We start from the raw sequence: 11727 nt of genomic DNA, 5'->3' as shown, positions 1-11727 counted from the left end.
GTGTAATAAATGTTTTTGCATTTATCCAAAAACTGCCGAAATACTTGCCTAATCCAGCCGTTACGCTGTAATAATTTAAATAACTATTTAAATATCTTACACCCATTTCTGCTTCCCAACTTTGGTTAAACGGCAAAAAATAGGAATAGGCAAATTTAAATTTTGGAAAAATTATAGCATTTGAATATGCCAAATTGATGTAAGAGTAACCAGTATGATGAGTAGGATAGGATTCGACTTCAAACTGATAACCCTTTGCATCTCTTCGATCTGCATAGTTTACCCTGGCAATTAATGATCCGCCTTTTTCTGTTCGCATGTAATATGCACTGTACAAATTCCAGGGTTTCCTACCTTGTTGGTCAAAAGCGGTGATTCCATAATTTACGCCAATTCTATTCTGCCTGGTTAAGGTATACAAATCATCATTGATCATTCTTATTTTTTCATCTTGAGGATATTTTTCAACTAAGGTTTTGGAAAGTTTATAAGCATTTTGATAATCACCCTGTTCCTGAACGACACTCAGTTTCTTTAGCTGAAGACTTTGAGGATTATCGTAATATGCAACACCCTCATCAATGTATCGAATTGCATGATTTCTTTCACCTTTAGCAATAGATAAATTGATCAGTTGATTGCGGGAAAACGTATCGGTAGGATAGTTGACTAAAATCTTTTCATAACTTTTGAAGGCGTTCAGAGAATCTTGCTGTAGGAGCTGATCTTTGGCTTTTGAATATAAGATATCTTTATACAAAACTTCGATTTTTGGATCTCTTGGTTTTAGCCTTTTGAGGTTTTCAGCAACCCTTTCGGCCTGATCATATCGCTTCATGATTCTTAATAAATCGGCTTTACTCAATGAAATTTCAGTTTTACCGTTTCGCTCCAGCGTTTCGGCATAAACCAATGCTTTTTCATAGCTCTTTTTCTGAATATTTAAATTGTAAAGCGATGCTAAACTTTCGGTATGATTAGGTTGCTGGGCTACTACCTTTTCATATTCCATTATTGCTTTTTCGATTTCATTCTGCTTCTTATAATCCCTTGCGGCAGTTAGGTGGGCATCAACATAAAGATTTTTAATGTCAGAATCATCAGGGTATTTTTGTGATAATTTTTGCCACGCCGCATCCGCAATATTATAGTCTTTTAATTCATATAACATGGATGCGTTCTTTAACTCCATTGATTTCTCTCCAGGATAATATTTTAGATACTGCCCTGCATATTTTAACGATTGAGTTAAATTTTTATCCTGATAACTTAAATTAACAAGATAATTCAGTGCATCCTTTTGATTGGGTTTTTGTTTCAAAACCATGTTCAATTCTTTTTCAGCTTCATCATTTCGGTTAGTTAAAATATAGAGCCTTCCTAAAAGTACCCTGATGTCTAAATATCGAGGGCTAATTGCTAACCCTCTCTTAGCCAATTGGATGGCTTTAGGATAGTTTTTATTGATATTCGTTTCCCTAATTGCCTGTTTCAAAAGGTCGTCTGACGATATTTTTTGGGCAAAGGAAATATTTATATTGAGGCACATTAATAACAGGAGCCCAATTTTAAAAACTTTTAAGCGGTACATATTATAATTTCCTTTGTTCATAATTTGATAATTTGTTGTTTCCATTTTTAAAGCCGCTTCTTGTCATAATTCCCCAGTGCAATTTTCTTCCGGTTAGGAAAAACCAGTTTCCGCGTATAGAAAAGAATAAAACCAAAGGATGGTAAACGAGAGGCTCAACAATCGCTGCTGCGCACAGCTTTAATACTTCTGATTTTTTCTGGTATTTCATTCCGGTGATTTCATCCCACAAAACAGAAATAATGGTAATCATCACAGAGAATGAATAAATGAAGACCAGTAAAGCAATAGCATAAGGCCAGGTAATTTGTCCGGTAATGATGATGTAGATGTAATAAATAATGCCACCAAATTCCAAAATGGGAGCAAGCCACTCGAAAAATACCCAATATGGGAAAGAAACCAAGCCAAAAATCTTGTACTTTGGATTTAGAAATACTTTTTTGTGGAACCAAAGGGTTTGTGCCAGACCTTTAGTCCAACGCGTTCTTTGCTGTGCATAAACGCTGAGTGTTGATGGGACTTCTGTCCAGCACATGGATTCTGGAATATATTTTACTTTATATTTCTTTTTATTGTCTTCCATGTAAACCCGCATACGTGTAACCAGTTCCAGATCTTCTCCAAAAGATGCATGACTGTAGCCTCCGGCTTTCAACACAATTTCCTTGTCGAACAACCCCAAACCGCCTGATACGAGCATTAGCCCATTAATTCTAGACCAAGCCATTCTGCCCATTAAAAAGGCCCTAATATATTCCAACTCCTGAAATAAAGGCAAAAACTGTTTGGGTACCTTAACTTTTTTAAGGAATCCATTTTCTACTTCGCATGAGTTGCTGATTCGTATTACCGCACCAGTTGCAATTACACGGGTTTTCTCCTCCACGAAAGGTTTCACCATCTTAAGTAAAGTATCTTTATGCAGAATGCAGTCGATATCGGTACACAAAAACAGGGGATAGGACGCCGCATTAATTCCTGCATTGGATGCATCAGCTTTGCTTTTTCCATTTTCCTTATCTATTACCATCAGTTTGGCATAAACCGGATTTGTAGACTTGTAAATTTTCTTTACTGGCTGCGTCACAATTTCCTCATGATAAGCAAAATCCACTTCAACCAACTCATATTCATCAATAAGCTGCTGCAAAGAATCATCAGTACTTCCATCATTAATTACAATGACTTCAAATTTTGGATAATTCAAGGATAATAAAGTATGTACGCCATTTCGAATAACCTCGCCTTCGTTGTACGCGGGCGCAATGACCGAAATTCCGGGTGTATATTGTGAAGCCAACAGAGAATCATAACTGATAAAGCTGTTTTTTCGGCGATATTTTAAAATTTCTATGATACTAAATATGATGAGCATGAGATACGTAAACATGACGAAAATTCCGTAGTAGAATATTCCATGTTCAAATGTAAATCTGATGCCTTCTTTAACGTACTCCATGTAGCCTGATTAACGGGTCTTCAAAATGTTTAATAATTGCTTTTTGTTCTTCATCTAAATCTTTAAGGCTGGCTAGAATTTTCTCTTTAAGCACAGCTGGATGTGACATGATTGCCGCTGCAGCACTTTTGAGAATTGTATAATGATCAGCTTTCAAAAACTTATCTTTTAAAAAATGAAGAGCGCTACCACTTGCGATTTCTCCGAGGGCCAATAAAATCTGAGTTTTATTTGGGTTGCGTTCGGTAGGATAAATGGAAATTAGTTTTTGTTCAGCATCTTCCGCATCGAGAACACCTAAAGCGCAGATGGCTTCGCTTCGTAATTGCTCATTCTTGTTAGATAACAGCCTAATTAAGTCAGGAATAGCTTCAAATTGTTTGTAGTGAAGAAGCAGTTTGATGCTTAAAATAACTATAGTCTTGTTTTCACTCGAGAGAAAATCAGCAAAATTAGGAACCACCGCATGTTCGGATTTTGTGATGGCGTCGAAGAGTAAAATCTGATGCCAGTTGCTCAGTTCTTCTTCTTCATTTTTAAGAAAATTAAACGAAGAATTGGTTTGAAGTTTTAATAATGCAGCATAGGCTTCAACCCGAACATCTAAATTTTTGTTTACTAATAACGGCTGAATAGTATCAGCAGAATTGTAATCATTAATATCCTGTAATTCTTTAAGACCCTGGGCTTTTGTAAACCAAAAAACACTTTTTAACTTGCTTAATGTGATCTCATTAAGCTTTAAATTAAAATAGGTAGCGGTGATAAGCCGGGTAATGTTACCCGTTAAATTATGCTTAAAATAAATAAGTAGTCGTACCAAAACATTTTGGAATATGACGCTTCTGTTTTTAAATTCATTGAGTTTTTTTACAGTTTCCTGGAGCTCATTTTCTGGCATCTCTTCAATCGAATCGTACATAAGCAAGTGATCATTTAGTTCTTCCAAAATCTGGTTTTCAGCTTCATATGTTTTACGCTGGTCACTTTGCCTCTTAGTTCGATTGTAAATAATATAAGTTAGCGTAAGAAAAATGGCAATAACAGCCAGTATACTTACAATAACAGCTATTTGAATTAGTAGCGGGTAATTGAAGAGGTTTATCTTCAGAATACTTAAACATAGCTTACCCGACAGATCAAAATTGTTCTGCATAAAAGATGATATTTAATAAGGGTTTAAGCTGCTGTTTTATTAAGCTGGATGAGTTGCTTGATTTTAGCCAATACAACATTAATTGAAAACGGTTTGATAATGTAATCTTGAGCGCCAATGGCGAGTACGTCAACAATTACATCATCAGCAGTTAAAGAAGAGAGTACCACAACAGGGGTTTCGTGATTGTATTCTGATTTTTTAATGTTCATAATTAATTCTACACCTGCTACATAAGGCAACATAAGGTCAGTAAGAATTAAATCATACTTGTTTTTTTTGATTTTTTCTACGGCTTGCATTCCATCAAAGGCGACATCAACATCCATGTTTTCTTTAGATAATCTAGATTCTAGGAATTTGTTGATCAGGATTTCGCTATCAACGATTAAAACTCTGTCTCTCATATAAATTTAATTTTAGGTAAATGTTTTGAGATCGATAAATAAGATAGACAACTAAAACGTTTTTTCAAAAGCTATGCCCAAAAAACTAAAGAATGGAACTTTGTAGGTTTAAGAAGTCAATTTGGGCAATTTAAGTAATTGAAAATTAGTTTTTTATGTTAGTAGGTTTAAACTGTTGATGTTATAAATACGAAACAGCGCAAGATTCAAAACTGTATAAAATTTAAAACCATCTATCAAATGTCTGTGCGTGCCAATCTTTATAATTATTCTAAATAGCTATGTTAAATAGGATTTTTTTTTGCAGTATTTAAATCGTTTAGATCACGAACAACTATTTAATATTGAGATAAGATATTTTGGGTATAATCCTGAAATTTTCTTATATTGATACTTCTAACCAAATATATTATTGTTTATTTTCTATGAAAGTAGATTATATCGCTTTATCTGTACCGGTGTTTTTTATTCTGATCGGGATAGAACTTGCATACAATTTTTATAAAAAGTTTAACTATTACAGATTAAACGATAGCATCTCTAATTTAAGCCAGGGTATAGGACAGCAGCTGACTGGCATTTTTATGAAGACAGTTTTGTTTTTTGGCTATAAATACATTTTCGAACACTGGCGAATATTCGAGATGCCAAAGTCGGTTTGGGTGTGGATTCTTCTTTTTATCGGTGTAGATTTTTTTTATTATTGGTTCCACCGGATGAGTCATCAGGTGAATGCACTTTGGGCAGCACACATTGTACACCATCAATCAGAAGAATATAATTTAACAGTTGCTTTACGCCAAAGCTGGTTTCAGGGCTGGTTTAGTTGGGTTTTTTATTTGCCGTTGGCATTTGTTGGCTTTGATCCAATTATGTTTTTAACTTTAAGTTCTTTTAATACACTATACCAATTCTGGATTCATACCCGGGCCATTAAATCGCTTGGGTTTTTAGAGTACATTCTTAACACACCTTCACATCACCGCGTTCATCATGGCTCAAATCCCAAATACATTGATAAAAACCATGCCGGTACATTGATCATTTGGGATCGGTTTTTTGGAACCTTTCAAAAAGAAGAAGAGGAGGTTTATTACGGTATCACTAAACCCCTGGCAAGCTGGAATCCTGTTTGGGCAAATTTGCATTACTGGGATGATTTGATTAAAACTGCTAAGAGATCGCCTAAAATCACCGATAAGATTAAGGTTTTTATGAAACCTCCAGGCTGGTTTCCTCAGCATTTGGGCGGGTTCCAACATGCACCGGAAATTGATGAGCAGAATTATAGAAAATACAATCCTGAATATCAATCAAAATTGACTAGATATGTTTTGGTACAATTTATAATTGCATTGGCCGCTGGTTCCATCATATTATTTTCATACACAAAAATGGAGCGCTTATCAGTTATTTCAGGGGCCGCTTTCACATTGTGTACGCTAACTGCATGCGGTGCTCTTTTAGATCAAAAATCATGGCTTGTTAAGTTCGAATATTCTAGATTATTACTTAGTTTCCTGTTAATTATAATGCTAAAACTTCCGGTCGGCTATCAAGTTATATTTGCGGGCATGCAGTTAATATCCGTAATTTGGTTCTTCAATTTGAAAAAGGACAACACACAACACAATGAAAACTAAATTATTCTCATTTATTTTTGCCGTCGTTTTTATTATTCAACTTTATGCCGAAACCGATGGTAACATTCAATTGCGTAATTTTTCTAAGCCACTCATCGCGATTACGCTTTTAGCCTGGCTTTATTTTAGCACCAATCTAAAGGGAAGATTTCATAAACGCATCTTTACAGGTTTATCATTTGCGCTTGCCGGAGATGTTTTTTTGATGTTACATACCAATAATAATAGTTTTTTTACTTTCGGATTGATTGCATTTTTACTCTGCCATATCTTTTACATAAGAGCATTTATTTTGGATCACAAATCGAATCCTGGACTTAAAAACAGTTTTTTTCTATGGGTTGTTGGGGCTTTGATTATATTTTGCGTTGGTTTATTCTTCTATCTCCAGCCGTTTTTAGGAAGCATGCAATTCGCGGTATTACTTTACGCTATAATCATCACATTTATGGCGATAATGGCTGTTAACCGATATGGTAAAGTTAATATTTTTAGCTACAAACTGATTTTATATGGTGCGCTATTTTTTCTGTTATCAGACAGTGCATTGGCCATAAATAAATTTGCACAACCCATCCCGCAAAGCGGTGTATTAATTATGGCCTCCTATATGATCGCCCAGTTTCTAATCGTTTATGGAACAGTAGAACGGAAATTATTGGTAACCAGAACGGAGATTTAAACGCTTCAAAGTTTTTTGGAAAGCAATGTTCTGCGGTAATCGGTTGTGATAGTCCTGCTATCGTTGCAATCTTTTAAAAAACATCTATTCTGCTGGGGTACGAAGCATCTGTTTAATAGCATACAGATGACAGGAACCGCTAAGCTTTTGCTGTTTAAAAGTATTTCCACTTTATCAGGTTTATTAAGCTCAGGATATCGCAAGAAATTTAATACGATATCGGTCATCAGTAAAAAATTAAACAGCTGTGAAGTGCGACGGCGTAGCAAATTCGCATTTATTGCATCGGTTTCAATAAGGTAAAACAACAATTTCATTAATTTCTCTTCTGCTCTTTGTCCATTACAGTAAAAACCTGTACTAATCTTTCGCCGTTTTCATCTACCAATGTTAAAGTATGCTTTCCAGGCATCGGGCTGATCGCGAACTGATGATAATTGGTAGTTGTTGCAATGTATTCGTTATCAATGTGCCAGTATATTTTAGCATTTTGATTGCGATGTGCTGCATTTAAAACTACTTTTCCTCTTGTTCCATCCAACTCTAATGGGATATAAACCACAGCGGCGTTTTTAGGGTATATCAATTCCATCACATTATTACCGCCAGAGGTTTCACAACCTGGCATAAACGGAGGCAGACTCCTGTAGTCACTGTTTTTAATTTTATAATAATATTCCATTGCCGGGGGCAAAATAAACCAATTCCTGTGTTGCATGTTGGTCACGCTTTCACACTGATCAGTAACCCTGTAAGTTCCGGTTTTATCCAAATGAATCAATTTATGATAGGGACAAACCGCGGTTTTTTCCCCTGCAGTTGGTACCATTTCATCGATAATCACCGGACAGTTTTCGCCTGCTTTATAGCCACTTTGTTTACAAACTTTCAGTTTTCTAAGTTTCGTTATCGGAGTTTCGAACCATTTTCCATTAGGTAACAGCTTAAAGATATCGAACAAAACGGGAGCAGCCGCCTCGATACCAACGAGTCCCGGACGACCTTCGCCATCGGCATTACCAACCCAAACACAAACCACATAATTCGGAGTTAATCCAATCGCCCAGGCATCGCGAAAGCCGAAACTTGTTCCTGTTTTCCAGGCCACCCGCTGCGACGAGGAAAACTGTTCCCATAAACCTTCATCGCCGGGCCGCATCACTTCTTCCATTGCATTAAATGTCGCCCAGATTGAACCATGATCTAAAAACGAATTCATTTGATAGTCTTTTTCTTCTTTTTTTTCAGAAGTAAAATAGGAGGCTGGCCTGTAATCTTCAGGGTTGTATAAGCCTTTATAGGTATTAAAATGGTTCAGTGTACGAACCATACCCATATAAGTATTCGCCAAATCCCACATAGTTACTTCGCTGCCACCCAAAATTAATGATAATCCGTAGTGATCTGCAGGCTGGTTTAATGTGCCAATGCCTTATTTTTTTTAGTTTATCATAAAACCGCTCATATTTATACTGTTGCAACATTTTTACTGCCGGAATATTTAATGAGCGACTTAAAGCCTTGTCTGCCGAAATAGCGCCATCATAGCCCAAATCGTAATTTTGAGGAGAATATCCTGCAATCTGAGTCGGAATATCTGGCACTAATGTATGAGGTAAAACAAAACCATCATTAAGCATACTGGCATACAACAATGGCTTAAGCGTACTTCCCGGACTTCTCGGAGCCTTAATCATATCTACATGGCTCTGTAAATCAGTGATTTCTGGTTGATATATATTTCCGACATAACTTACAACCGAGCCGTTTTTAGCATTCAAAACCAAAGCAGAAATATTGTTAATGTCATTTGCTCTGTAGCGGTTATTGAATCGCTTTAAAATGGAATTAATTTTAATCTGTAAATCTTCATTTAAAGTTGATTTTATTCTGGTTGAATTGATTTCCAGACTTGCTCTTTCGGCTTTAAAACGGTTAAGCAGATGTGGTGCATTTTGCGGCAACGGAAGCGGTTTACCAGGAACAGGTTCAAGTTTAGAAAGATTGGCGGTTGATTGGTCGATATAACCAAGCTTCGCCAATTTATCCAACAAATCATTCCTTTTCTTAATTAAACGTGTAGCGTTTTTGCCAGGGTGAACCAGTGAGGGACTATTTGGAAGAACAGCTAAAGTTGCCATTTCTCCCCATGAAAGCGTATTGGCATCGCGGCCATAGTAGCGCCAGCTTGCAGCCTCTAAGCCTACCACGTTACTACCGAAGGGAGCATTGGCTGCATACAAGCCCAAGATTTCCGCTTTCGAATATTTAACTTCCAATCGCAAGGCCAGCAGCATTTCTAGTAACTTTTGCCATATAGTTCGATCTTGCTTTCTAGATAAACGAATGACTTGCATGGTTAACGTACTGCCACCGCTAACAACACTTTTTGCTTTTAAATTTTGCCGCATCGCTCTACTCATCGCCAGAAAATCAATCCCGAAATGATGATAGTAGCGTTTATCCTCAAACGCAATGATGCAATCTTTAAATTTTACCGGAACGCTGTCAGCTACCGGGAAGCGCCATTGACCATCGCTTGCTATAGCTGCACTTAATAGATTTCCATTACTGGCTTCGACTACGAAAGATGTTGGGGATTTAAAGAGCTTTGATGGGAGTAGAAACAGAAACACCAGAAGCAATGCAACGCAGCAAATATCAAAAATAGGGAATGCTTTTGGTGTATTGTTCATCGATGATTATTTCTTTCCTATGTTGATATACTCAAGAATCATTATAAGATTGCTTCGTACCTCGCCGTGATGTCTATAACGGTCGTCATTTGCGAGGTAAGAAACAATCTTTATAATTCTCTGTATTAATGATTTTTATCGATTTTAATTAATGTAAAAACTATATCCTATCTCACCACCTGAACCCACTTACCACCCTGTGTTGCAGAAATATCATTGTTATACATCGCTTCGCATTGAACAGCTGATAAATAATATCGGCCCGTATAAGAAGCGTTCAATAATACTTTATAAACCAGGCTTTCATTTTCCCTGATATTAAAGTATGTGAATACCCTATCATCTCTGATGTCTTGATAAGTGAATGGTGATGATGCTAGAATGCTTTGATTATCATTTACCCTTGTATTGATAATTTCCCAGCCGGATGGGAAGATTTGTGTCAATGCCATTTGCTCATAATAACCCATTCTTCCCGGATTTTTTACCGTTACTTCAGCATAAAAATCAGTTCCTTGTTTTAAGGTTGTTGGATCTAGAATTGTGCCGTTTAAGCGCTTGTAGGTAACATTCATATCTAAAACATCTGGTCTGTTTGGCAAGAAGTTATTTTGACCTGCCACTGGCTGTCCTTCCAAAACCAAACGGACAAATAGTACATTGTTTCCGTTATTGGTAACGGATGCCGTGTTGCCTTTAAAGTTTACAGCTGTGCTATTTAGATATTGATTTGAATTCACCGGCGCTGATTTTCCATCCAGCACATACTGGTATTGCAATTTATTTGATGACTGATTCGAACCACAAAACTTCCCGATGGCTAATAAACTGTAAGCTGTTGTCTGTGTACTATACCAGGTATCTTCACCAAGTTTTGCTGCCAAAGGCTGCAATAAACTAGCGGCTTTAGCTTTTTGGCCAAGCAGGGTAAGGGTTTCTAGAATCATTGCCCCATCACGAACATCTGATCCATAGGTTCCGCCAAGCTGTTTATAAGGTTGAATGGATGTATCCAGTCCGCTAATCATATTTTGCGCAACGCTGTTTTGTCCTGCCAGTTTATAAGCCGCTGCCAAACGCCATTTTGCCGCCACAGAAAGATATTCAAAGGCTTTCAGGCGGTTCATGGCTGCCATTTCCGGTTTTTTGGCCAAGGCAAGCATGTATAAACGGTAAGCTTGAGATAGATCTCCGCCATAAAAATTATTGCTATTTGGCGCCCAGTTTGCCGCCTTTGTTTTTTGGTAACGCAACAATTCATCTAATAATCCCACAGGTAAGGTGTATCCTGCATTTTGTGCTTCCACCAGGAAATGACCTGCATAATTACTTCCCCATTCATCAGAACTGCCTTCACCTGGCCAATACGATAGTCCACCATCCGTAGTCTGGAAGCCTTTCAAACGTGTAATTCCAGCCTTGATATTTGATTCGGCTTTCGTTTTTGTTGCTCAGTTAACGGACTCAATCTATCAAGAAACAATTGCGGGAAAACGCCTGAAGTAGTTTGCTCCACACATCCGTGAGGATATTGAATTAAATAACTCAATCGTTTACCCAGGTTAATTGCAGGAATTGAAGAAACCTCGAGCGACCCACTATTTGTACCGGCCATGCCAATAGGCTGGTAATTCACCGACCACTTGGTATGTGGTTGCACCGTTGCAGAAACTACATTAGTAATATAAGGATTTGGATTTCGAATATCCATTTCCACATCGTAATCTGTTCTTTCACCGCCACTTTGTGCAATTACTTTCACTTTGGCAATGCCAACTTTGTCAGGTGCTTTCACTTCAAAGTAAGCCATTTGCTCTCCGGTTTTTTGATAGTAAAGCTGCTGTTTATTGGTTCCTTGTAAGATTAAATTATTGGCCTGGAGCTGAACCGAAACATTTTTAAGGTTATTTTCCGTTGCAAAAACCGTAACAGGTAAAGTAAAAGTTTCTCCAGGACCAATTACCCTCGGCAGTGTTGCCAAAACCATTAAAGGTTTTTTAACCTGAACTGATTTTTCGGCAAAGCCATAAGCAGCATCTTGTCCGGCAACCACCATGGCCCGAACAGCGCCAATATATTAGTGTGTACGT

Annotated in this window: 10 protein-coding genes; 2 read left to right on the top strand and 8 right to left on the bottom strand. The window is 37.2% G+C overall.

Annotation, left to right across the window (positions count from 1 at the left end; all coding sequences use genetic code 11):
• The 4 genes from ON09_RS18635 to ON09_RS18620 all read right to left on the bottom strand — a co-directional run.
• The coding region (locus ON09_RS18635) for a YaiO family outer membrane beta-barrel protein (RefSeq protein ID WP_010602581.1) at positions 1 to 1636 on the bottom strand (1636 nt) is incomplete at its 3' end.
• Positions 1593 to 3053 carry a glycosyltransferase family 2 protein gene (locus tag ON09_RS18630; RefSeq protein WP_010602580.1) on the bottom strand — a complete coding sequence of 487 codons (1461 nt, stop codon included), beginning with the start codon at positions 3051 to 3053 and terminating at the stop codon, positions 1593 to 1595. The genes ON09_RS18635 and ON09_RS18630, both read right to left, overlap by 44 nt.
• Positions 3040 to 4209, bottom strand: a complete 1170-nt coding sequence (locus ON09_RS18625; RefSeq protein ID WP_010602579.1) for a HEAT repeat domain-containing protein — start codon at positions 4207 to 4209, stop codon at positions 3040 to 3042. Before ON09_RS18625 ends, ON09_RS18630 begins: the two co-directional genes overlap by 14 nt.
• 23 nt (positions 4210 to 4232) lie before the next feature.
• A complete protein-coding gene (locus ON09_RS18620) occupies positions 4233 to 4616 on the bottom strand; it encodes a response regulator transcription factor (RefSeq protein WP_010602578.1) in 384 nt (127 codons plus the stop codon).
• Between the two features lie 425 nt (positions 4617 to 5041).
• On the opposite strand from ON09_RS18620, the gene ON09_RS18615 reads away from it, so the two are divergent.
• Positions 5042 to 6259: a sterol desaturase family protein gene (locus ON09_RS18615; protein ID WP_010602577.1), complete on the top strand. Its 1218-nt coding sequence runs from the start codon at positions 5042 to 5044 to the stop codon at positions 6257 to 6259.
• A complete protein-coding gene (locus tag ON09_RS18610) occupies positions 6249 to 6941 on the top strand; it encodes a lysoplasmalogenase (RefSeq protein WP_010602576.1) in 693 nt (230 codons plus the stop codon). The genes ON09_RS18615 and ON09_RS18610 overlap by 11 nt, the downstream gene beginning before the upstream one ends.
• A gap of 316 nt (positions 6942 to 7257) precedes the next feature.
• Here the strand turns inward: ON09_RS18610 and ON09_RS26250 are convergent, their stop codons facing one another.
• From ON09_RS26250 to ON09_RS26235, 4 genes are all read right to left on the bottom strand, one after another.
• Entirely contained in the window at positions 7258 to 8292 is a 1035-nt protein-coding gene (locus tag ON09_RS26250; protein ID WP_238533736.1) for a penicillin-binding protein 1C, read from the bottom strand.
• Positions 8246 to 9637 (bottom strand): transglycosylase domain-containing protein, encoded by a 1392-nt coding sequence (locus ON09_RS26245; RefSeq protein ID WP_238533735.1) that lies wholly within the window; start codon positions 9635 to 9637, stop codon positions 8246 to 8248. The genes ON09_RS26250 and ON09_RS26245 overlap by 47 nt, the downstream gene beginning before the upstream one ends.
• 167 nt (positions 9638 to 9804) lie before the next feature.
• A complete protein-coding gene (locus tag ON09_RS26240; protein WP_029204457.1) occupies positions 9805 to 11040 on the bottom strand; it encodes an alpha-2-macroglobulin family protein in 1236 nt (411 codons plus the stop codon).
• Positions 11037 to 11693, bottom strand: a complete 657-nt coding sequence (locus ON09_RS26235) for an alpha-2-macroglobulin family protein (RefSeq protein ID WP_029204456.1) — start codon at positions 11691 to 11693, stop codon at positions 11037 to 11039. Before ON09_RS26235 ends, ON09_RS26240 begins: the two co-directional genes overlap by 4 nt.
• Between the last annotated feature and the right edge of the window lie 34 nt (positions 11694 to 11727).

This window comes from Pedobacter agri PB92 (genome assembly GCF_000258495.1).
Taxonomy (GTDB): Bacteria; Bacteroidota; Bacteroidia; order Sphingobacteriales; family Sphingobacteriaceae; genus Pedobacter; species Pedobacter agri.
Note: the sequence above shows the minus strand (reverse complement) of the source record. Positions and strands in the feature narration are given on the sequence as shown.